This is a genomic window from Enterococcus sp. DIV1307a (genome assembly GCF_050537425.1).
In the GTDB taxonomy this organism is placed as follows: domain Bacteria; phylum Bacillota; class Bacilli; order Lactobacillales; family Enterococcaceae; genus Enterococcus; species Enterococcus faecalis.
Map to the genome: position 1 here is coordinate 1,072,143 of NZ_CP172914.1, position 22,269 is coordinate 1,094,411.

Sequence of the window (22,269 nt, forward strand, 5' to 3'; positions counted from 1 at the left end):
GAAGTTATTTTGACTTTCCTTTCATGGCTTTTTTAAGAAAGGAGCATGCTATGTTTAAAAAATTAATGATTCAACTTGCTTTAGTGATTGGCTTAAGTTTAACGATTCCGATGATGGCTTGTGCTTACACCATCGAAGCGGATCCAATCAACTTTACTTATTTTCCAGGCTCTGCAAGCAATGAATTAATTGTTTTACATGAATCAGGAAACGAGCGGAACCTAGGACCACACAGTTTAGACAATGAAGTAGCCTATATGAAACGAAATTGGTCAAATGCTTATGTCTCATATTTTGTCGGATCTGGTGGACGAGTGAAACAATTAGCTCCTGCTGGCCAAATTCAATATGGCGCAGGTTCTTTAGCTAATCAAAAAGCCTATGCGCAAATCGAATTGGCTCGAACGAATAATGCGGCGACATTTAAAAAAGATTATGCTGCCTATGTTAATTTGGCCCGTGATTTGGCTCAGAACATTGGTGCTGATTTTTCGCTGGACGATGGAACAGGTTATGGCATAGTCACTCATGATTGGATTACAAAAAATTGGTGGGGAGATCATACAGATCCTTATGGTTATTTAGCGCGTTGGGGGATTAGTAAAGCGCAGTTGGCACAAGATTTACAAACGGGCGTTTCTGAAACAGGTGAGACTGTCATTATTCAGCCGGGTAAACCTAATGCGCCAAAATATCAAGTAGGACAAGCAATTCGTTTCACTTCAATCTATTCAACACCAGATGCTTTAATCAATGAACATCTATCAGCAGAGGCACTTTGGACACAGGTAGGAACAATTACAGCGAAATTACCGGACCGACAAAACCTTTACCGTATTGAAAATAGCGGACATTTGTTAGGTTATGTGAACGACGGCGACATTGCTGAACTTTGGCGCCCGCAAAAGAAGAAATCATTTCTAATTGGTGTGGACGAAGGCATTGTTTTAAGAGCAGGACAACCTAGCCTGTCAGCCCCAATTTATGGTATCTGGCCCAAAAATACTCGCTTTTATTACGATGCGTTTTATATTGCAGATGGGTATGTTTTTATTGGTGGAACAGATACGACAGGCGCGAGAATTTATTTGCCAATCGGACCAAACGATGGCAACGCACAGAATACATGGGGATCATTTACTAGCTAAAAAAAAGCCACAAACTCTGATAAAAGCAGAGTTTGTGGCTTTTTGTGCATTTAGCAGAGATTTTGCCAAAGGGAATAAGCAATGGAGACTGCGAAGCTAGGTACTTTTATGCTATAATGACAAAGTTAGTATTATCGGAACTGGAGGAACTATAATGGACGGCATTTTACCGTTATGGAAGGAACGTGGCATGACAAGTCATGACTGCGTATTTAAATTGAGAAAAATTTTACATACCAAAAAAATTGGTCATGGTGGTACGTTAGATCCAGATGTCGAAGGGGTCTTACCCATCTGCGTTGGCAAAGGAACGAAAGTGATCGAATACATGGTAGATTCTGGCAAAACCTATGAAGGTGAAATTACACTTGGATTTGCTACGACAACCGAAGATGTTAGTGGTGAAATTGTTGAAAAAAAACCAGTTACAACACCTCTGTCAACTGAACAAATTGATCAAGCAATGGCCGAAATGACAGGTGAAATCACACAAATCCCACCGATGTTTTCTGCGGTGAAAGTCAATGGTAAACGTTTATATGAATATGCGCGGAACGGGGAAGAAGTTGAACGGCCCCAACGAAAAGCAATGATTTATTCATTTGAACGCACTAGTGAACCAATTTTTAATGAATCTGCTCAAACACAAAGTTGGCGGTTTAAAGTGGTCTGTGGCAAAGGAACCTATGTGCGGACACTATCCGTGGATACTGGCAAAAAATTAGGCTATCCTGCCCATATGTCGGATTTAACGAGAACGGCAAGTGGCGGTTTGCAAGCTGCGCAATGCTTAACGTTAGAAGAAGTAGCCAAACAAATGGCTGCTGAAACAATCGATCAATGCCTGTTGCCCATTGAGACAGCAGTAGAACAATTCCCACGAATTGATTTATCAGATGAATTGTATCAAAAAGTAAAAAATGGCATGCGTTTGCACAAAAAAGAATTAGGAATAAAGGCAATGCCAGAATCCTTAGTTGCCTTATTTTACCAAAATCAAGTGGTTAGTTTATACATGCCACACCCAACGCATGATAAATTATTGAAACCAAGTAAAGTTCTACGGAACAATTAAATAAAAAAGAAGGAAGTTTTTGCACATGCAAGTTATTCAACTACATCATCCCTATGAACCCAATCAAATTCCTAATGAAGAAGTCGTGATGGTCCTAGGCTTCTTTGACGGTGTTCACAAAGGCCACCAAAAAGTAATTGAAACAGGTAAAAAGATTGCGGAGGAAAAAGGCTTGAAGTTAGCTGTGATGACCTTCAACCAACACCCATCAATCGTTTTTCAAAAAGTTTTACCAGAAAATATGAAATATTTAACTAGCTTGGAACAAAAAGAACGCCTAATGGCCAACTTGGGCGTTGATATTTTATATATTGTCGAATTTACTTCAGCGTTTGCTCAATTAAAACCGCAAGATTTTGTCGATCAGTATATCGTTAATTTAAATAGTGCAGTAGCAGTCTCTGGGTTTGATTATACGTATGGTCCTAAAGAAATCGCTGGAGTCAAACAGTTACCAACTTATGCGCAAGGCCGTTTTGAAGTGGTGACAGTACCAAAAGAAGAAATGACTGGTGCCAAAATTAGCTCAACAAGAATTCGCGAAAAAATGGAAGCCGGCGAAATGGAGGAGGTCACGGAGTTGTTAGGATATATTTATGAAACAGAAGGAACAGTTGTCCATGGCGATGCTCGTGGCCGTTTATTGGGTTTCCCGACCGCTAATGTCAAAGTGAAAAGCACTGTGCGCTTACCAAGAATTGGCGTCTATGCTGTGCAAATCGAAGTTGGTGGCAAATGGTATGTCGGCATGGGCTCAATTGGTCATAATGACACCTTTGGAGAAGGACGCGATTTAACCGTGGAAGTCTATATTTTGGACTTCCATCAAGACATCTATGGTGAGCAAGTGGTGGTTCGTTGGAATCATTATTTACGTGACCAAGTGAAATTCAATGGGGCTGAAGCCTTGATCGACCAATTAAAACAAGATGAACGAGATACGGCTGACTATTTCCAACAATCTGAGGATAAATAATGAAGATTCGTCAAGAAAAACCTGCAGAGTATCAAGCTGTAGAACGTTTAACGTATCAAGCGTTCAAGGAATTAAACTTGACCGAAAACTGGCGTCCCACAGAGCATTTTATCGTGCATTTATTAAGAGAAAGTGCCGACTTTATTCCGGAGTTGTCCTTAGTTTCAGAAACTGATCAAGGAAAATTAACGGGTCATATTATGTCTTCAAAAGCCAAACTACGATTACCTGATCATACAGAGAAGGCTGTTTTGACCGTTGGGCCGCTAAGTGTCCATCCAGAAGCACAGAACACGGGCGTAGGCTCAGCGTTAATTAAGCATTCTGTGCAGAAGGCCAAAGAATTAGGCGTCGGCGGATTGATTATCCTGGGCCATCCAACTTACTATACGAAGTTCGGTTTTGTTCCAGCGACTACTTTTCAGATTACGTTACCGGAAAAAGAAACATCAGAAGCATTATTGGCTTTGGAATTACTGCCAGGTTATTTTGGCACAAGTGGTGGGGAGTGGCATTTTTCAACATGCTTTGCTTATCCAGAAACACACCTTGCAGAATTAGAAGCCTTTGAAGCAGAACTCGGAATAAATGAATAAAGAATAATAAGACACGCCAACCACTAGTTAAGTACTGGTGGTTGTCGTGTCTTTACTACTTTTTATTACAAAGTAGTTGACAGAACCGGTACTCAGTATTATTATGTAGTGGTACATAGTACTAAATAGTAGTTTGGGGAGGAAAAGCAGTGAAGCAGACAGAGTTGCTAAAAGGCATTTTAGAAGGTTTAGTTTTAGCCATCATCCAAAGGAAAGAAACATATGGTTATGAAATTACAAAAATTTTAAATGACCAAGGTTTTACTGAAATTGTTGAAGGAACCGTTTATACGATTTTACTGCGTTTAGAAAAAAATCAATGGGTTATAGCTGAAAAAAAGCCTTCAGAAAAAGGACCAATGCGGAAGTTCTATCGCTTAACCTCATCAGGAGAAGCAGAACTCGCTGATTTTTGGCAGCGTTGGACGTTGCTTTCAAAACAAGTAAACAAGATGAAAAAAATGGAGGGATAGAGCATGTCAGATTTTAAAGCGTTGATCAAAAAAGTTATTGGGGATAAAAAAGAGTACAAAGAATATAAACGACGGATTGCAGCATTACGAGCAGAGTATCGACAAGTATTTCAAGAAATTGAAAAATATGCATGGCATTTTTCAGATCATAGCGGAGCCAATATGTTCAATGCGTTGACTGATTTACTTGATTTGTTTGAAGAAGGAGCTGCTAACGGAACACCTATCAAAAATATTACGGGAGAAAAAGTAGGCGATTTTGCTGAAACAATTGTCAATGAAGTCGCTGGCAAATGGACCGATAAACAGAAAGAAAAACTGAATCATCAATTTTCTAAACAATAGTCAAAACAAAAAAAGGAGAATAAACATGGTTGAAAATTTTTTTAAAGAAGGAAAGTTGCTGGTTATTCCCAAGAAAAATGCGAAAAAAGTCCAAGTGTTTCAACGTGTGGCCAACCAATTTGAATTTGGGAAAGAATATACGGAAAAAGAAGTCAATCAGCGACTTAGAGAAATCTATAAAGATTATGCACTTTTGAGACGGTATTTAGTAGATTATCAGTATTTAGAAAGAGATAAGTTTGGAAAAATTTATCAGAAATGTGAGCAACACACAAAAATTATATAAATGGCTTTTTTTAAAAGTAGCGAAACTGGGTGAAATGAACCAAGTCTAGCTACTTTTTGTTATGTAAGCTTAGTAATAGTTCTATAAAAAACTCTCTATTTGTTTTCTAACTCAGACTGGTAAGATTGATTTAATTAGAAAAAGATAGAGGTGAGAGAATGAATCTACGTACTTTAGGTCTAACAAAAATTCTTTTGACCTTTATTATATTAAGTATTATTGGCGCGTTAATGATTTATAGCGCCAGTAGCTATGACTTGCTGATGCAAGGCGTGAAGCCCACTGCTGTGTTTATTAAACAAGGTATTATTATGTGTCTCAGCTGGGTGCTAATGTTCGTGATCTACAAAGTTCGACTAGAAGTGTTATTTAAAAAAAAAATTGCGATTGGACTGCTTTTAGTTTCGGTACTATTACTGTTAATGGTTCGACTACCTTTTTTTGGTGTAGCAGCGAATGGCGCACAACGTTGGATTTCTCTCTTTGGAATCCAATTTCAGCCATCAGAACTTTGTAATTTTGCGATTATTTATTACTTGAGCTGTTATTTAGGTGAAAAAGAAAATGGCATGACAACGAAGCAGTTAAGGAAACAATGGCTGTTTGTTTTGGTCGTTGCATTTTTAGTTTTGATCCAACCCAAAGTTGGCGGGGCTATTCTTATTTTAGTTATTGGCAGTGTCTTGATTTTCTCAGCAAGTATTCATGCAAAATTTAGTGTAATTGCTGCGGGGATTGTCGTTGCTAGCGCGGCGCTTCTTTCTAAAATAATTATTTTTCTAGGGGATCACCAGTACTTACCACATTTTTTTGCGCATGTGTATGACCGCTTAGTTGTTTTGAAAAATCCGTTTTTATCCTTTCATGATCGCGGATTTCAGCCTTCAATGGCCTATTTGGCGATGTATAACGGTGGGTTTTGGGGCACCGGACTAGCCAATGGTATGGTAAAAAAAGGTGGCTTGCCAGAAGGTCAAACCGATTTTATCTTTGCGGTGATTGTGGAAGAACTTGGTTTGATTGGCGGCTTACTATTGCTATTTCTTTTGTTATTTTTAGCGGCCTCGATTTTGCGGAGTAGTTGTGTAATAAAAAATCATTGTTACGGCTTGTTTTTGTTAGGGGTCGGGACCTTGATTTTAGCTCAAACGGCGATTAACATTGGTGGCGTTTTGGGTTTGATTCCAATGACGGGAATTCCTTTACCGTTTGTTAGTTACGGTGGAACAAGTTATTTAATCTTTTCAGTGGCATTAGGAATCGTCATTAAAATTATTGCAAACGAAAGGCGGCAGTTAAATGGTCAATACAAAAAAATTCAACTTACATCTTAATTATGATTTATTATTGCCCATTTTTTTACTCACACTTTTATCTTCTGGTGTGCAATATTGGATTGCCGTTAATGAAGGAAAAGACGGAACTGTGCCAGCATTAAAACAACTCTTCTTTATTTTTGTTGGCTATGCAGGCATGTTTTTAGCTAGTCGGCTGTCACAGAAGTTTATTTGGAAAGTAGCTCCTTTTTTCTATGGGTTTTCATTAATCTTAATGAGTGCTTTGTATTTTTCCTATGACAAAGGAATGTATTTATTGACGGGCACAAAGCGCTGGTTAGATTTAGGGTTTATTAAATTTCAGCCATCAGAAATTGCGAAAATTGCGTTTATTTTAATGTTGGCAAAAATTATTGTCCAACATGAGCAACAAGACTGGTCTGATAAATGGCGTTCAGACAAGCAACTTCTAAAAAAAATCGTTGCGGTTAGTATCCCTGTTTTTTTCTTGATGGCGGTACAAAAAGATTTTGGAACATCCCTTGTTTTCGTAACGATTATTCTATCTCTTTTAGTTATTTCAGGAATTGATCGCAAAATTTTAATCATTATTTTCAGTGCTTTAGCAACGTTAGGCGTGGTCTTGATTCTGTTAGTCTTTACAGAGTGGGGGCACAAAGTACTCTTCTTTTTACATTTTAAACAATATCAATTGGATCGAATTTTAGCATGGATTCATCCCTATGATTATGTCGATAAAATCTCCTATCAACAAGTGCAAGGCTTATTGGCAATCGGTTCGGGTGGTTTATTTGGCAAGGGTGTGCATGGGATTGAAGTGTATGTCCCTGTTCGTGAGTCTGATATGGTTTTTACTTTTATCGGGGAAGCCTGGGGCTTTGTGGGCAGTGCCACCGTTGTTTTTCTCTATTTTTACTTGTTTTATCAAGTTTTAGTAGCTGGCTTGCGGAGCAATTCGCGTTTCTGTATGTACATCTGTGTCGCCCTTATTTTTTCGCTGGTCTTTCAAACGGTGGAGAATATCGGTGCGGTGATTGGACTGTTGCCGTTAAAAGGTATTCCGCTTCCGTTTTTAAGTCAAGGAGGCACTTCGTTAGTGATGGCTATCACTTCTTTAGGATTTGTCAAAGGAAGAGAAGCCGCTACCTGAAAACACAAATAAAAACCAAGACTGGAACTCGCTTGCCGACAAGCTCTAGTCTTGGTTTTTACTATTGAAATTGTTTTTGGCATTCAGCCAAAAGTTGTTGAAGTTGTCGACTCATGTAACGTTCTTTTAAATAATAAACTGCCATGTTTCGTTTAGGTAGTTCTTGGTAAGTTAGTGTATGGATCGAATTGTCTAAAAGTTGAATATTTGTGTATTCGGGGACAATAGCGAAACTATCGGAATGAGACACCAAGTGAGTAATAAGTGAAAGAGTATCCACTTGAATGACTTTCTCTGGAGAAAAATTAGAAAACGTAGTATCTAGCCAATTGGTTAATTTGTTTTGTTCGGAAAATTCGGTATTTAAACGGACGAAGGGGTACATTGTTAGTTCTTTTAAAATTTCTTCCGTCGTGGCTTTGGCCAAAGCTGGATGATCGTTTCTTAAAATGAATTGATAATTTGCTGTAAATAAATCAATTTTACCAATATGTTCAGGTAATGGTAAGTCAGCAAAGGAAATACCAAAATCTGCATCCATTGTTTCCAAGGATTGAAGAATATTTTCTGTAATAATGGTGTGGACTTGTAAGTTGGATGAACGATCCGTTAATGTTGTCATTAGTAAGTCATTCAATTTATATTCTAAATCACAGAGATAAGTGGCTACATAAATATGGTTGGAAGAATGATTAATTTCTTTTAGCTCTTCTTCAATCGAGACCAACTCATTGGTGATGCGCCAACAATATTTTTCTAAAATTAATCCAGCCGGCGTTAAGGTGGTAGTTTGACCTTGGCGATTAAAAAGTTCAGCGCCTAACGTTGCTTCAAGAATTTTTATTTGCTTACTTAATGCAGCTTGAGAAATTGCTAAATTTTCGGCTGCTTTAGTAAATTGTTTCACTTTGCATAACTCTAAAAAATAATGTAAACGAAATAGTTCCATGGGAATTCCTCCTTTTTCTATTCCTAGAATAAATAACGTAATTGTTCGAATAAATAACGGTGTGCTTCACAATGTCCGTGATGATTATTCTGAACTAAATAGATGGCTCGTTCTGGACTATCTTCCAGAGGAATACCAACTAAGTTACGTCTGTTTAGTTCATCAGTGAGTGAATAGGGAAGGATGCTACAGGCTTTTTCTCGTTGGACCATGTCTAAGACTAAATGAAGAGAAGGGAGTTCGATGACGATTTGCCGATTTTCCCAATTGATTTTACGTTCCCAACGTTTAAACACTTTTTTTTCATATACTTGATCGGAATATGCAGCAAAAGGTAAAGAACGAATTTCGTCAATCGTCACGCTATCGGCATGGGCTAAAGGATGATTTTTATTGACACAAAGGAGATAGCTTTCTGTATAAATTAATTCTTTCTCTAATGGAATCGAGGTATCCAAAAATATCCCAATCCCAATGTCAATTAAATCTGTTTCCAAGGCTGTTTCAAGATCGTAATAATACTTAAAATCAATACTTACATACGGATAGGATTGATTAAATAACAACAAGACTTCTCCAAATGCTTTATCTATATCAATTAAGTTTGTTCCAATCCGAATGGTCGTTGTCGATCCTTGGGTCACTAATTCATTAATCTCTTCTTGCGCTTCCTTAATGAGTGCAAAAATCATCTCTGTTCGCTTGGCGACGACTTCGCCTGCTGGAGAAAGCCGACAATGTTTCTTGTCTCTTAAAATTAATGAAGCACCTAATTCACGTTCCAACTCCTTGAGCTGGGTACTTAAATAAGGTTGACTCGTATGGAGCTTTTGAGAAGCTAAAGTAAAACTCGCATACTTTGAAACTGCCATAAAATATTCTAGTTGTTGTAATTTCATTTTCCTCACCGCCGTTTCTTTAACTATACAAAAAATAGCAGAAGAAAAGCTTCTCGACAAGGCTATCTGACGGTCTTTAGATTAATTTAACCAGTTATGATTCTATGAATAAATACGAATCATACCAGAAAACCATAGTAAATAAGCGGATTATTTTTCTTTTTGTTACTGAATGGACAAAAAGTTATCTGCTAAAAACTTTTTCTATATCGTTATTTTTTCAAGGAAGAATTATACTTGCTGTTGTAATTAAATAAGATTTGTTAGGTGAGGCTCCTATACAAACATAGGCTACTGCCCAAAAATGTCGAGAGACGCCAATGGGTAGAACAGGAACTGTCGAATGAAGGCTTTTCTTAAGGTAGCTAAAAGCAATCGCTTTTTACGTTGTATAGTGCTAAAGCTCAACGATAAGAACGATTATTCTTTGACACGTTGAGTTTTCAGCGTGTCTTTTTTGTGGAAAGGGTGAGGAAAATGGAAGATGAACCGATCGTCAATTCAAGTCAACAACAGATAAATGAGGTGAAAGAAAATGGAAAAGAAAATGCGTCACTTGGGCCATGACTATAGTTACAAAAAGTTTGCCCATTCAGAAGTAGAAAAAGTTTTACAACGTTTCGGCTCAACTTGGGATGGCATTAAACACCAAGATATTGAAGAATTACAAGAACGTTATGGCCGCAACAAAATTATGAATGAAAAAAAAGCTTCACGGCTGCGACTTTTTATAAAATCGTATATCACGCCGTTTACTTTGGTGTTATTAGCACTAGCCACGATTTCATTTTTTACAGAATATGTCTATGCTGCGCCAGAGGAAAAAGATGTTACTGGCGTGTTAATTATGTTAGCGATGGTCATCTTAAGCGGCACGATGAGTTTTGTACAATCAGTCAAATCAAGCAATGCAGTTGAAAAATTACAAAATATGATTAAAGTTACAGCGACAGTCATTCGTGACAAGAAGCAAATGGAAATTCCTATTGAGGAAGTTGTGTGTGGCGACTTGGTCCAACTATCCGCTGGCGATATGATTCCAGCCGATTTACGTTTAATCCAATCTAAGGACTTATTTGTTTCCCAATCATCCTTGACTGGAGAGAGTTTTCCCATTGAAAAACACGCGACTCATCAAAAAGATAGTGATCAAATTGATACAGAATACGACAATCTTTTGTTTTTAGGAACAAATGTCATTAGTGGCACTGGTTTGGGCATTGTCATTAAAGTTGGTAATCAAACTTTATTCGGACGGATGGCTTCTGATAACGGAGAAGAGCAGCAGCAGACGAGTTTTGAAACAGGAATTAATAAAACAACGTGGGTGCTGATTCGCTTTATGTTGGTCATTACGCCAACTGTTTTTCTAATTAATGGGTTAACAAAAGGTGATTGGGTGGAAGCGTTAATGTTTGCGATTGCCACAGCTGTCGGCTTGACACCAGAAATGTTACCTATGATTGTAACAACCAATTTAGTCAAAGGTTCTCGAGAAATGGCTAAAGAAGGCACGATTATGAAAAATGTAAATGCCATTCAAAATTTTGGCGGGATGGATGTACTTTGTACGGATAAAACAGGTACCTTAACACAAGATAAAGTAATTTTAGAATACCACTATAATATTGGTTGCCAAGAAGATCAAAAAGTCTTGGATTTAGCATTTCTAAACAGTTATTTTCAAACAGGTTTGCGTAATTTAATGGATAACGCCGTTATTCAAGCGGCGACACAAGAAAGTGATATACAATCAGATGATTTTTATAAAGTAGATGAAATTCCTTTCGATTTCAATCGACGTCGAATGAGTGTGATTATCAAAGAGTTTAAAACGCGAGAAACACGCTTAATTACCAAAGGTGCGGTTGAAGAAATGCTCTTGGTCTGCACACAGGTACTTTTAGATGGCGAAATTGTGCCCTTAACAGAGACGCTGCGTCAAAAAATTACCAAAGACGTTGAAGCTTTAAATCGAGATGGTTTGCGCGTTCTAGCAATTGCCGATAAAAAAGTCGAAGCGGCTGAATGGGAGTATACAACTAAAGATGAATCAGAGTTGATTTTACAAGGTTATCTTGCCTTCTTGGATCCGCCAAAAGAAACAGCAGCGGCAGCTATTCACGCCTTGCATCAACATAATGTAGCTGTGAAAGTATTAACGGGGGACAATCAGTATGTGACGCATTCTGTTTGTAAAGAAGTTGGTCTGGCTGGCGAAAAAATTATTACAGGAAATGAACTTCAACAATTAAACCAAGAAGAATTAAGAAAAACCGTTCAAGCGTATAATATTTTCGCCAAAATTACGCCTGACCAAAAAGTTCGTATTGTAAATGCGTTAACTGAAAATGGTCAAACTGTTGGCTTTTTAGGTGATGGAATAAATGATGCTGGAGCAATGCGTGCTGCTGATGTAGGAATCTCTGTTGATACAGCTGTCGATGTGGCGAAAGAATCGGCGGATGTAATTTTATTGAGAAAAGATTTAATGGTTTTAGAAAAAGGAATTTTATCTGGACGGCGCGTGTTTACGAACACGATGAAGTACGTCAAATTAACAGCAAGTTCTAATTTTGGCAATGTTTTTTCCGTGATCCCAGCAAGTATCTTTTTACCATTTTTACCGATTGCTCCGATTCAATCGCTATTATTAAATCTAATTTACGATACTTCGTGTATGTCAGTTCCTTGGGACAAAGTAGATGAAGAATACGTAGAAAAACCAAAAAAATGGGAACCAAAATCAATTGGTAATTTTATGCGTTGGTTTGGCCCAACGAGTTCTATTTTTGATATTGTTACCTATTTATTTATGTATTTCATTGTGTGTCCGGCTATCCTAGGTGGCTCATTCTTTGAATTAAATGGAGCAGATCAATTGCTCTTTATCGGTATTTTCCATGCAGGGTGGTTCATTGAGTCCTTATGGTCCCAAATGCTCGTCTTGCATTTCCTACGAACAGAAAAAATGCCTTTCCTTCAAAGTAGTGCTTCTGGAATTATGACGTTAGTCACTACAGCAGGGATTGTTCTCGGAACTGTTTTACCCTTTACCGCTTTCGGTGCAGAACTAGGATTTGTCGGTTTATCACCAAGCTATTTCTTGTATTTAATCCCGACAATTGTTGCTTATTTAGCACTGGTTGCGTTCATTAAAGTTTTATACGTCAAACGTTACGGTCAATTACTGTAACTGATTTGTACTATTATATATAGAAAAATTTTTTTACTTTTCTTTTAAGGTTGAGGAGGTGTCGGTTTTTATGACAGCTCCTCTTTGTTGTTTTAAGTGACTGTGCGAATTTTTTTATGGATTTATTTGTCATTTACAGTTAGTATGGCTAGTAGAGACTTTCCAAAAAGAACGAGCTTTTTGGTAATAAGGAGATAAAACGAGCTAATGACCAAAACAAACCAACTTTCAACTTCAACGCCGATGTTCGATCGGTCGGCCTATATTCATATTCCATTTTGTGAGCATATTTGTTATTATTGCGATTTTAACAAGGTCTTTTTAGAAGGACAACCAGTTGATGAATATATTCAGAGTTTATTAAAAGAAATTCAACTTACGCAAGAATTGTATCCAGAACAAGAAATGAAAACCATCTATATTGGCGGAGGCACGCCAACTTCATTATCAGCGAAACAGTTAGATGTGCTACTAAAAGGGGTTCGCGAACAGTTAACATTTGATGACCGAAATGAATTTACGGTGGAAGCAAACCCTGGTGATTTAACCCAAGAAAAATTACAAGTCATGAAAAACTATGGCGTCAATCGTCTTTCGATGGGCGTTCAGACATTTGATGATCGTTTGCTCAAAAAAATCGGTCGCAAGCATACCGCCGCAGATGTTTATGAAACAATGAAATTTTTAGAGAAAGAAAATTTTACCAATGTCAGTATTGACTTAATCTATGCTTTACCTGGACAAACATTGGAAAGTTTTCGCGATACTTTGACAAGAGCCTTAGCATTGGACTTGCCGCACTATTCGCTTTATTCATTAATTCTTGAAAATAAAACAATGTTCATGAACTGGGTTCGTCAAGGACGGTTACAGCTGCCTGAAGAAGAAATCGAAGCACAAATGTTTGACGAAACGATTGAAGCAATGGAGAAAAAAGGACGTCATCAATATGAAGTCAGTAATTTTGCTTTAACAGGAAAAGAAAGCCAGCATAATCTGGCTTATTGGAATAATGACCACTACTATGGATTTGGTGCAGGTGCCAGCGGCTATCTTGGACAAACTCGTTACAAAAATCACGGCCCAATCCAACATTATTTAAAACCCTTGCGAGAAAATCAATTGCCAATTGTGGAGACCGAAGAATTAACTCGTCTAAATCAAATAGAAGAAGAGCTATTTTTAGGCTTACGTAAAAAAGTAGGCATTTCTAAACAAAAATTCCAACAAAAATTTCATGAACCAATTGAAGCAATTTATGGAGAGGTCATTCAACGCTTAATCAAAGAAGAATTATTAATTGAAGAAGCAGATATCTTACGTTTAACGAAAAAAGGACTATTTGTGGGGAATAATGTTTTTGAAGCATTTTTGTTAAGTGAAAAAGAGTAAAAAAATAAAAAAATCATCGAAGTGTGACAAAGCATTTCGATGATTTTTTTATTGCAAAAGTTGGTATTAATGGTTTTTGAAGGTGATTTGCAGCGATTAGCACTCTTGCGTGAAGAGTGCTAAAAAGTTGCGTATTTCCCTTGACAAAAAGGTAAGGACTTGTTATATTAGTATATGTAGTTAGCACTTAGATGTTAAGAGTGCTAATGAAGGGTGGTAATAACGATGATTACAGAAAGACAACAAAATATCTTGAGACTTATCATCCAAAATTACACGAACACGGGCTTACCTGTCGGTTCTAAGAAATTGATGGAGGATGGCATTGCCTCTAGTTCTGCCACAATTCGTAATGATATGAAAGCATTAGAAGAATACGGCTTATTAGCTAAGACTCATTCTTCTTCAGGGCGAATTCCCTCAATGGCTGGTTATCGTTACTACGTGGATCATCTTTTACAACCAACACAAGTAGAAGAGAACGAACTTAGAAGAATCCGTCAATCTTTTGGAAAAGAATTTCATGAGATTAATGATATTATTCGACAATCAGCTGAAATTCTATCAGAATTGACAAGTTATACTGCTTTTTCATTAGGACCTGAAGTGAAAGAACGGAAATTAACCGGCTTTCGAATGGTTCCTTTGAATGATCGGCAAGTCCTTGCTATTATAGTGACAGATAAAGGCAATGTTGAAAACCAAGTATTTGCCATTCCTGCCGCTGTTTCTAGCCAAGATCTTGAAAAAATGACACAAATCATCAATGATAAGTTGGTTGGACAACCTTTGTTGACCGTTTATCATCGTTTGCGGACGGAGATTCCGATGATTTTACATCGCTATTTCCAAACGCCAGAAGGAATGATGAACTTATTCGATGAGATGTTAGGACATGCCTTTGAAGAAAAAGTCTTTGTCGGTGGTCGCATGAATTTGTTAGATTTTGGCATCAAACAAGATATTGAACAATTGAAATCTGTCTATTCCTTTATGCAAAATTCTGATGAGCTGACGCATTTATTAAATGGTTCTGCAACAACAGAAAATCCAATTGTTTTTCGTATCGGCTCAGAAATTGGCAACAATCTCTTAGAAGATATGAGCATGATCACTGCTACGTATGAAGTATCAGGACATGGCAAAGGAACAATTGCCCTGCTAGGACCAACCAGTATGCCGTATTCAAAAATATTCGGTTTGGTAGACACGTTTCGACATGAGCTAGCTTCACAACTAGGTGACTATTACCGTTTTTTAGGTAATTAAGCAAACCTTGTTAGGATAAGAAGTAGATGCATAAAGAGAAAGGAAGTTGCTGAAGTGAGTAAAAAAGAAGAGAAGCAAGAAGAATTACAAGAAGAAATGGAAGCTGTTGATGCTGCAGGCGTTTCTGAAGTAGAAGTTGAAGCAACAGAGATTGAAAATCTTAAAGCAGAGCTTTCCGAAATGGAAGACAAGTTCTTGCGGGCAAGAGCCGAAATTGCTAATATGAGCAATCGAAATAAAAACGAACGAGAATTATTAGTTCGTTACCGCTCACAAGATTTAGGTAAAAAGATTTTACCATCCATTGATAATTTAGAACGAGCAATGGCCATTGAAGTATCAGATGAACAAGGCGAAAGCTTGAAAAAAGGTATTTCGATGGTGCTAGAAAGTATTACTGTGGCTTTAAAAGAAGAAGGAATTGAAGAAATCCCAGCAATGGGCGAAACCTTTGATCCAAATTTACATCAAGCCGTTCAAACAGTCTCTGCTTCTGAAGAAACCCCAGCAGATACCATTGTTGAAGTTCTACAAAAAGGGTACAAATTACAAGATCGTGTGTTACGACCATCAATGGTCATTGTCGCACAATAACAAACGTTAATTAAAAATATATTATTATAGAAAACTAATACAGATTGGAGATATTCACTATGAGTAAAATTATTGGTATTGACTTAGGAACAACAAACTCAGCTGTCGCAGTACTAGAAGGCGGCGAAGCAAAAATTATTGCAAACCCAGAAGGTAACCGCACAACTCCTTCGGTCGTTTCATTCAAAAACGGTGAAATTCAAGTGGGCGAAGTAGCAAAACGTCAAGCTGTTACAAATCCTAACACGATTTCATCTATTAAACGTCACATGGGTGAAGCTGGCTACAAAGTTGATGTTGAAGGAAAATCATATACACCACAAGAAGTTTCTGCAATGATCTTACAATATTTAAAAGGTTTTGCTGAAGACTATTTAGGTGAAAAAGTTGAAAAAGCAGTTATTACAGTTCCTGCATATTTCAACGATGCGCAACGTCAAGCAACAAAAGATGCTGGTAAAATTGCTGGTTTAGAAGTAGAACGGATCGTTAACGAACCAACAGCAGCAGCTTTAGCTTATGGTTTAGATAAAACAGACAAAGATGAAAAAATTCTTGTCTTTGACCTTGGTGGTGGTACATTCGACGTGTCAATCCTTGAATTAGGCGATGGCGTTTTCGATGTATTATCAACAGCCGGTGATAACAACCTAGGTGGGGATGACTTTGATAATAAGATCATTGACTACATGGTTGCAGAATTCAAAAAAGAAAATGGCATTGACTTAGCTAACGATAAAATGGCATTACAACGTTTGAAAGATGCTGCTGAAAAAGCGAAAAAAGACTTATCAGGTGTAACAAGCACACAAATCAGCTTGCCATTTATTACTGCTGGCGAAGCAGGACCATTGCACTTAGAAATGAACTTAACTCGTGCAAAATTTGATGAATTAACAAGTGATTTAGTTGAACGTACAAAAGTACCAGTACGTCAAGCCTTGAAAGATGCTGGTTTAAATCCTTCTGAAATCGACGAAGTTATCCTAGTTGGTGGTTCAACACGTATTCCAGCTGTAGTTGAAGCTGTTCGCAAAGAAACAAACAAAGAACCAAACAAATCAGTTAACCCTGACGAAGTAGTAGCAATGGGTGCTGCCATCCAAGGTGGCGTAATCACTGGTGATGTTAAAGACGTTGTCTTATTAGACGTAACACCGTTGTCATTAGGGATTGAAACAATGGGTGGCGTATTTACAAAATTAATTGATCGTAACACTACGATTCCAACAAGTAAATCACAAGTCTTCTCAACTGCTGCTGACAATCAACCAGCTGTTGATATTCACGTTTTACAAGGTGAACGTCCAATGGCCGCTGATAATAAAACATTAGGTCGTTTCCAATTAACAGATATTCCTGCGGCTCCTCGTGGTGTGCCACAAATTGAAGTAAGCTTTGACATTGATAAAAACGGGATTGTAAATGTTCGTGCGAAAGACTTAGGCACTCAAAAAGAACAAACAATCACGATTAAATCTTCTTCAGGTTTATCTGATGATGAAATCGAACGTATGGTGAAAGATGCTGAAGCAAACGCTGAAGCAGATAAACAACGTAAAGAAGAAGTTGACTTACGTAACGATGCAGATGCTTTATTATTCACTGTTGATAAAACATTGAAAGAATTAGAAGGCAAAGTAGACGCTGAAGAAGTGAAAAAAGCAGAAGATGCGCGTGATGAATTAAAAGCAGCCATCGAAGCAAACGATATCGAACAAATGAAAGCAAAACGTGATTCATTGAATGAAATCGTCCAAAACTTAACAGTAAAACTTTACGAACAAGCTGCGCAACAACAAGCACAAGAAAATCCTGAAGCTGCCCAAGGTGGCGCTGATGATGTTGTTGATGCTGATTTTGAAGAAGTAAATGGTGATGACAAATAATCAATAACAATTGATTTTAGGGACTGGATCATTAGTACAATGACTAATGTCCCAGTCCCTTGTCTTTTGTGAGAAAATCAACCACAATCAAGTTAGCAAGAAACTATTTAGGTTTTGAAAGAACTGTGGTATGATTACAACGATGTTAAACAAGCTGAAAATACCTATTCACAGCTAGTAACACTGATTCAAGGTGTGACAGATAATCCAACCAGAGAGACCGAAAGCAATCGATGAATTTGGCTGGTTCTAAACACATTGTAAAGTTTGAAGAAAGTTGGAGGGAAGTCAATGGCGACGAAACGAGATTATTATGAAGTGCTAGGATTAGCAAAAGGTGCTTCAGATGATGAAATTAAAAAAGCATACCGCAAACTTTCCAAAAAGTACCATCCAGATATTAACAAAGAAGCCGATGCGGAAGAAAAATTTAAAGAAGTTTCTGAAGCGTATGAAGTATTAAGTGATCCACAGAAAAAAGCGGCCTATGACCAATATGGCCATGCAGGAACTGATCCTAATTACGGTGGCGGCACTGGTGGCTTTGGCGGTTTCGGTGGCGGCGGATTTAGCAGTAGTGGTTTTGGTGGATTCGAAGATATTTTCGATTCATTCTTTGGCGGCGGTGGTGGCCGTTCTGTTGATCCAAATGCACCAAGACAAGGCGCCGATTTACAATATACAATTCAATTGAAATTTGAAGAAGCTATTTTCGGTGTCGAAAAAGAGATTAAGTACAATCGAGAAGATACTTGTGCAACCTGTGGCGGTAATGGCGCCAAACCAGGCACACACCCAGAAACTTGTCATAAATGTCATGGCTCTGGAACAATCAATGTTGAACGTCAAACGCCATTAGGTCGTATGATGAGTCGTCAAACTTGTGATGTGTGTCATGGCACAGGGAAAGAAATCAAAGAACCATGTCCAACTTGTCATGGCACAGGTCATGAGAAAAAAGCACATACTGTCAAAGTAAATGTGCCTGCTGGAGTAGAAGACGGCCAACAAATGCGCTTAGCTAACCAAGGAGAAGCGGGTACCAATGGTGGACCATATGGTGATTTATATGTAGTCTTTCGTGTTGAAGATAGTGATATTTTCGATCGAGATGGCGCAGAAATCTACTATGATTTACCAGTAAGTTTTGTCCAAGCGGCTCTAGGGGACGAAGTAACTGTACCAACTGTTCATGGTGACGTTAAATTAAAAATTCCGGCTGGAACACAAACTGGCACAAACTTCCGCTTAAGAGGCAAAGGTGCGCCACGTTTACGTGGTGGGGGCAATGGTGATCAACACGTGAAAGTGAAATTAATAACACCAAAAAATCTTAATGAAGAACAAAAGGATGCCCTACGAGCTTTTGCAAAAGCTGGCGGACAAAATGTAACTGAACAACAAGAAGAAGGCTTCTTTGATAAAATGAAAGATGCGTTTGGCGGTAAGAAGAAAAAATAAACCAAACGAGTCAGAGACAAAAGCAGTTAGCTCCAAGTGTTCATCACTCTCGAAGGCTAAATTGCAACGAGTAATTGTAGGTGCTGCTTTTGTTCAACTGATTATTTTAAGATTTAGAGAGTGGGACATAAGTCGTTTTGACTTATGTCCTATTTTCGTTTTTTATTTCCAAACATTTTACGAGAATATTTTAAAATTTAGCGTATACTTAATATAAGCAAGTTAGGAGGGCTTATTTATGAAACCATATGTTTATGTAATCAGTGATATTCATGGACAAGCAGATTTGTTTGATGCCTTACTCACAGACTATGACCCAGTCGAGCATCAGCTAGTTTTAATTGGTGATTTAAACGACCGTGGTCCGCATTCTAAAGCCTGTTTTCTCAAAGGAAAAGAACTTGTCGAGCAACACGACGCTGTTTATTTACGAGGCAATCATGAAGAATATTTTTTGCAGTTTCTTCAAAATCCAGAGGACTGGTTTACAGGATATGTTCGCAATGGTGGCAAGGAAACAATTGAAAGCCTCTTGCATCCAGGAGCTACTGCAGAATACTCACCAACAGAAATGGCCTTAATGATCCGTAGTCGCTATCCAGAGTTAATTGATTTTTTAACAAAACGACCGCTTTATTTTGAATGGCAGCATTACTTATTTGTGCATGCTGGGGTTGATTTAACGATGGAAGATTGGCGGCAAACAGCACCTAAGGATTTTTTGTGGATTCGCGAACCCTTTCATCAAGGGAAAAATAATACAGGCAAGACCATTGTTTTTGGTCATACCATTACTCCGATGTTACATGGTGATATGCAGACCACGGACCTTTGGCAAAGTGATGGAAAAATTGGGATAGATGGTGGTGCTATTTTTGGCGGCTCTGTACATGGTGTGATTTTTAATGAAAAAGGCATTGTCCAAGATATCGAATATCAAAAACGCACCCCTGCGTGGCAACCAGAATTTTGATTCCTTAATCGCACGAATCAGTTACCTCACTTCTATATTTAGAAGCAAAAATATGCTAAAATAGATAAGTATGCATAAGAAAAGAGGTATCTAGTTAATGGCAGAAGCTTATAACGAAGAAGTAGTAGCGCTACTTCAAAAAGAATTGACAACGTATCGTTCAAAACAAATAACAACGGTTTTAACTTTATTAAATGAAGGAAATACAGTTCCTTTTATTGCCCGTTACCGGAAAGAAATGACTGGAAGTTTAGATGAAGTCCAAATCCGTGAAATAGAAGAACGTTATCATTATTTACAAAACTTGAAAAAGCGGAAAGAAGAAGTTCTCCGTTTAATTGAAGAGCAAGGAAAACTAACAAAAGAACTCAAAACAGATATTCAAAAAGCAGTAAAAATGCAACAAGTGGAAGATTTATATCGACCATATAAACAAAAACGTCGGACCAAAGCGACTATCGCGAAAGAAAAAGGGTTGGAACCATTAGCAGATTGGTTGCTCTCTTTACCTGAAAACGCGGATATCTTAGCTAAAGCGGCTACTTTTATTAATGAAGAAAAAGAAGTTGCAACCGCCGAGATAGCCTTGCAAGGTGCTCATGAAATTTTAGCAGAACGTATTAGCGATGAACCAAAATACCGAACATGGTTACGTGATTATATGGTTAAACATGCGCAATACGTTAGCGTAGTTAAGGACGAAGAAAAAGACGAAAAGCGGACCTATGAAATGTATTACGATTTTGCAGAACCAGTTAGCAAAATGGTGCCGCACCGTGTCTTAGCAACGAATCGTGGTGAAAAAGAAGACATTTTAAAGGTTTCCCTTGTCGCTGATGAAACAAAAATTAATGATTATTTCCAACGTCAACTAATCGGCAAACAAGCAACAAGTTTTGCTGCTCCATACATTGAGGCTGCTTATTTAGATAGCTATAAACGATTTATTGGACCAGCGATTGAACGGGAGATCCGCAATGAATTAACAGAAAAAGCTGATGAACAAGCGATTGCAATTTTCGGTGAAAATTTACGTAATTTATTATTACAGTCACCACTTAAAGGAAAAGTTGTTCTAGGATTTGACCCGGCTTATCGGACAGGCTGTAAATTAGCAGTTGTCGATGAAACTGGTAAAGTTTTAGCAATTCAAGTGATTTATCCACATAAACCAGCGACTGCTGCGAAACGTGAAGCCGCTGGTCCAGCCTTTAAAAAGATCATTGAAGACTATCAAGTGGACATGGTAGCTATTGGAAACGGAACGGCAAGTCGTGAATCTGAATTGTTTGTGGCAGAGCAATTAAAAGCGGTGAAACGGGACGTCTTTTACGTGATTGTTAATGAAGCAGGGGCTTCCGTTTACTCTGCGAGTGAAGTGGCTCGTAAAGAGTTTCCTGATTTACAAGTCGAAGAACGAAGTGCGGTCAGCATTGCACGTCGTTTACAAGATCCGTTGGCAGAATTAGTAAAAATTGATCCCAAAGCAGTCGGGGTCGGTCAATATCAGCATGACGTATCGCAAAAACGTCTTGCCGAGCAATTGGATTTTGTTGTAGAAACTGCGGTAAACCAAGTTGGTGTTGATGTGAATACAGCGAGTGCTCAACTTTTACAACATATTTCTGGCTTAAATAAAACAACGGCGCAAAACTTAGTCACTTATCGTGATGAAAATGGTGTCTTCACAGCACGAAATCAAGTAAAAAAAGTACCTCGTTTAGGACCAAAAGCATTTGAACAAGCAATTGGCTTTTTACGAATTCCTAATGGCAAAAATGTGTTAGATAACACTGGCATTCACCCAGAAAGTTATCCAGTAGCACAAGCAATTTTAGAAAAAGCAGAGATTGCTTCTAAAGAATTAGGGACAGCAGAAGCTATCGAAAAATTGAAACAGTTACCAGTGAATCAATTAGCTACTGAGTTAGAAGTAGGTTCAGAAACACTCACAGATATTATTGCTAGTTTAATCCAACCAGGTCGTGATATGCGCGATGAGATGTCCGCGCCACTTTTACGTAAAGACGTGTTGACAATGGAAGATTTGAAACCAGGAATGGAAATGCAAGGGACTGTTCGAAACGTAATTGACTTTGGCGCGTTTGTCGATATTGGTGTGAAGCAAGATGGCTTAGTCCACATTTCTAAGTTAAGTCCTAAATTTGTTAAGCACCCAACGGATGTTGTTGCGGTGGGTGATGTAGTCACAGTTTGGGTAGAAGATGTTGACTTGAAAAAGGGGCGTATTAGTTTAACCATGTTGCCTCATGCTGATAGAAAAGAGTAACAATGAAAGA

Annotated in this window: 20 protein-coding genes and 1 riboswitch; of the genes, 18 read left to right on the top strand and 2 right to left on the bottom strand. The window is 38.0% G+C overall.

Annotated features, from left to right (window positions below):
- Positions 1-23: 23 nt before the first annotated feature.
- From IGL90_RS05240 to IGL90_RS05280, 9 genes are all read left to right on the top strand, one after another.
- Positions 24-1,148 (top strand): SH3 domain-containing protein, encoded by a 1,125-nt coding sequence (locus IGL90_RS05240; RefSeq protein ID WP_025192804.1) that lies wholly within the window; start codon positions 24-26, stop codon positions 1,146-1,148.
- A gap of 154 nt (positions 1,149-1,302) precedes the next feature.
- Positions 1,303-2,223, top strand: coding sequence for a tRNA pseudouridine(55) synthase TruB (gene truB / locus IGL90_RS05245; RefSeq protein WP_002357840.1), 921 nt, complete (start codon positions 1,303-1,305; stop codon positions 2,221-2,223).
- A gap of 25 nt (positions 2,224-2,248) precedes the next feature.
- Entirely contained in the window at positions 2,249-3,199 is a 951-nt protein-coding gene (gene ribF / locus IGL90_RS05250; protein ID WP_002363808.1) for a riboflavin biosynthesis protein RibF, read from the top strand.
- Positions 3,199-3,795 carry a GNAT family N-acetyltransferase gene (locus IGL90_RS05255; protein WP_010777585.1) on the top strand — a complete coding sequence of 199 codons (597 nt, stop codon included), beginning with the start codon at positions 3,199-3,201 and terminating at the stop codon, positions 3,793-3,795. The genes ribF and IGL90_RS05255 overlap by 1 nt, the downstream gene beginning before the upstream one ends.
- A 149-nt stretch (positions 3,796-3,944) precedes the next feature.
- Positions 3,945-4,268 carry a PadR family transcriptional regulator gene (locus IGL90_RS05260; protein ID WP_002357837.1) on the top strand — a complete coding sequence of 108 codons (324 nt, stop codon included), beginning with the start codon at positions 3,945-3,947 and terminating at the stop codon, positions 4,266-4,268.
- Between the two features lie 3 nt (positions 4,269-4,271).
- The gene (locus IGL90_RS05265) at positions 4,272-4,613 is read left to right on the top strand and encodes a DUF1048 domain-containing protein (RefSeq protein ID WP_002369519.1); all 342 of its coding nucleotides are present in this window, start codon (positions 4,272-4,274) and stop codon (positions 4,611-4,613) included.
- Between the two features lie 25 nt (positions 4,614-4,638).
- The gene (locus IGL90_RS05270; protein WP_048737817.1) at positions 4,639-4,899 is read left to right on the top strand and encodes a DUF2087 domain-containing protein; all 261 of its coding nucleotides are present in this window, start codon (positions 4,639-4,641) and stop codon (positions 4,897-4,899) included.
- A 158-nt stretch (positions 4,900-5,057) separates the two neighbouring features.
- On the top strand, positions 5,058-6,233 hold the full coding sequence (locus IGL90_RS05275) for an FtsW/RodA/SpoVE family cell cycle protein (RefSeq protein WP_048737819.1): 1,176 nt from the start codon (positions 5,058-5,060) through the stop codon (positions 6,231-6,233).
- A complete protein-coding gene (locus IGL90_RS05280) occupies positions 6,199-7,347 on the top strand; it encodes an FtsW/RodA/SpoVE family cell cycle protein (protein WP_002371241.1) in 1,149 nt (382 codons plus the stop codon). Before IGL90_RS05275 ends, IGL90_RS05280 begins: the two co-directional genes overlap by 35 nt.
- A gap of 61 nt (positions 7,348-7,408) precedes the next feature.
- Here the strand turns inward: IGL90_RS05280 and IGL90_RS05285 are convergent, their stop codons facing one another.
- Both IGL90_RS05285 and IGL90_RS05290 read right to left on the bottom strand, forming a co-directional pair.
- Positions 7,409-8,296 (bottom strand): LysR family transcriptional regulator, encoded by an 888-nt coding sequence (locus tag IGL90_RS05285; RefSeq protein ID WP_002357832.1) that lies wholly within the window; start codon positions 8,294-8,296, stop codon positions 7,409-7,411.
- A 23-nt stretch (positions 8,297-8,319) separates the two neighbouring features.
- Complete coding sequence (locus IGL90_RS05290; protein ID WP_002382245.1) at positions 8,320-9,195, bottom strand: LysR family transcriptional regulator; 876 nt, start codon at positions 9,193-9,195, stop codon at positions 8,320-8,322.
- 252 nt (positions 9,196-9,447) lie between these two features.
- Positions 9,448-9,618, top strand: a riboswitch (M-box (ykoK) riboswitch).
- 112 nt (positions 9,619-9,730) lie between these two features.
- Between IGL90_RS05290 and mgtA the strand changes: the two genes are divergently transcribed.
- The 9 genes from mgtA (at position 9,731) to IGL90_RS05335 (ending at position 22,259) form a co-directional block, all read left to right on the top strand.
- Entirely contained in the window at positions 9,731-12,391 is a 2,661-nt protein-coding gene (mgtA, locus tag IGL90_RS05295; protein WP_002357830.1) for a magnesium-translocating P-type ATPase, read from the top strand.
- A gap of 243 nt (positions 12,392-12,634) precedes the next feature.
- Positions 12,635-13,783 (top strand): radical SAM family heme chaperone HemW, encoded by a 1,149-nt coding sequence (gene hemW, locus IGL90_RS05300; RefSeq protein ID WP_016615757.1) that lies wholly within the window; start codon positions 12,635-12,637, stop codon positions 13,781-13,783.
- A gap of 225 nt (positions 13,784-14,008) precedes the next feature.
- A complete protein-coding gene (gene hrcA, locus IGL90_RS05305; RefSeq protein ID WP_002357828.1) occupies positions 14,009-15,052 on the top strand; it encodes a heat-inducible transcriptional repressor HrcA in 1,044 nt (347 codons plus the stop codon).
- A 54-nt stretch (positions 15,053-15,106) separates the two neighbouring features.
- Positions 15,107-15,646 carry a nucleotide exchange factor GrpE gene (grpE, locus tag IGL90_RS05310; RefSeq protein ID WP_082153367.1) on the top strand — a complete coding sequence of 180 codons (540 nt, stop codon included), beginning with the start codon at positions 15,107-15,109 and terminating at the stop codon, positions 15,644-15,646.
- Between the two features lie 59 nt (positions 15,647-15,705).
- Positions 15,706-17,535, top strand: a complete 1,830-nt coding sequence (gene dnaK, locus IGL90_RS05315; protein ID WP_002357825.1) for a molecular chaperone DnaK — start codon at positions 15,706-15,708, stop codon at positions 17,533-17,535.
- 114 nt (positions 17,536-17,649) lie between these two features.
- The gene (locus IGL90_RS05320) at positions 17,650-17,772 is read left to right on the top strand and encodes a hypothetical protein (protein ID WP_002357824.1); all 123 of its coding nucleotides are present in this window, start codon (positions 17,650-17,652) and stop codon (positions 17,770-17,772) included.
- 54 nt (positions 17,773-17,826) lie between these two features.
- Positions 17,827-18,996 (top strand): molecular chaperone DnaJ, encoded by a 1,170-nt coding sequence (gene dnaJ / locus IGL90_RS05325; protein WP_048737821.1) that lies wholly within the window; start codon positions 17,827-17,829, stop codon positions 18,994-18,996.
- A gap of 238 nt (positions 18,997-19,234) precedes the next feature.
- Complete coding sequence (locus tag IGL90_RS05330; protein WP_048737822.1) at positions 19,235-19,969, top strand: metallophosphoesterase family protein; 735 nt, start codon at positions 19,235-19,237, stop codon at positions 19,967-19,969.
- A gap of 97 nt (positions 19,970-20,066) precedes the next feature.
- Positions 20,067-22,259, top strand: a complete 2,193-nt coding sequence (locus IGL90_RS05335; protein ID WP_048737824.1) for a Tex family protein — start codon at positions 20,067-20,069, stop codon at positions 22,257-22,259.
- The last annotated feature ends 10 nt before the right edge of the window (positions 22,260-22,269 follow it).

What these genes read in the sequence shown, in the direction of transcription:
- truB (WP_002357840.1), top strand. Translation starts at nt 1,303, where the DNA reads ATGGACGGCATTTTACCGTTATGGAAGGAACGTGGCATGACAAGTCAT.
- IGL90_RS05275 (WP_048737819.1), top strand. Translation starts at nt 5,058, where the DNA reads ATGAATCTACGTACTTTAGGTCTAACAAAAATTCTTTTGACCTTTATT.
- ribF (WP_002363808.1), top strand. Translation starts at nt 2,249, where the DNA reads ATGCAAGTTATTCAACTACATCATCCCTATGAACCCAATCAAATTCCT.
- IGL90_RS05330 (WP_048737822.1), top strand. Translation starts at nt 19,235, where the DNA reads ATGAAACCATATGTTTATGTAATCAGTGATATTCATGGACAAGCAGAT.
- IGL90_RS05285 (WP_002357832.1), bottom strand. Translation starts at nt 8,296, where the DNA reads ATGGAACTATTTCGTTTACATTATTTTTTAGAGTTATGCAAAGTGAAA.
- dnaK (WP_002357825.1), top strand. Translation starts at nt 15,706, where the DNA reads ATGAGTAAAATTATTGGTATTGACTTAGGAACAACAAACTCAGCTGTC.
- hemW (WP_016615757.1), top strand. Translation starts at nt 12,635, where the DNA reads ATGTTCGATCGGTCGGCCTATATTCATATTCCATTTTGTGAGCATATT.
- IGL90_RS05290 (WP_002382245.1), bottom strand. Translation starts at nt 9,195, where the DNA reads ATGAAATTACAACAACTAGAATATTTTATGGCAGTTTCAAAGTATGCG.
- IGL90_RS05265 (WP_002369519.1), top strand. Translation starts at nt 4,272, where the DNA reads ATGTCAGATTTTAAAGCGTTGATCAAAAAAGTTATTGGGGATAAAAAA.
- IGL90_RS05240 (WP_025192804.1), top strand. Translation starts at nt 24, where the DNA reads ATGGCTTTTTTAAGAAAGGAGCATGCTATGTTTAAAAAATTAATGATT.
- dnaJ (WP_048737821.1), top strand. Translation starts at nt 17,827, where the DNA reads ATGGCGACGAAACGAGATTATTATGAAGTGCTAGGATTAGCAAAAGGT.
- hrcA (WP_002357828.1), top strand. Translation starts at nt 14,009, where the DNA reads ATGATTACAGAAAGACAACAAAATATCTTGAGACTTATCATCCAAAAT.
- IGL90_RS05280 (WP_002371241.1), top strand. Translation starts at nt 6,199, where the DNA reads ATGGTCAATACAAAAAAATTCAACTTACATCTTAATTATGATTTATTA.
- mgtA (WP_002357830.1), top strand. Translation starts at nt 9,731, where the DNA reads ATGGAAAAGAAAATGCGTCACTTGGGCCATGACTATAGTTACAAAAAG.
- IGL90_RS05255 (WP_010777585.1), top strand. Translation starts at nt 3,199, where the DNA reads ATGAAGATTCGTCAAGAAAAACCTGCAGAGTATCAAGCTGTAGAACGT.
- IGL90_RS05335 (WP_048737824.1), top strand. Translation starts at nt 20,067, where the DNA reads ATGGCAGAAGCTTATAACGAAGAAGTAGTAGCGCTACTTCAAAAAGAA.
- IGL90_RS05270 (WP_048737817.1), top strand. Translation starts at nt 4,639, where the DNA reads ATGGTTGAAAATTTTTTTAAAGAAGGAAAGTTGCTGGTTATTCCCAAG.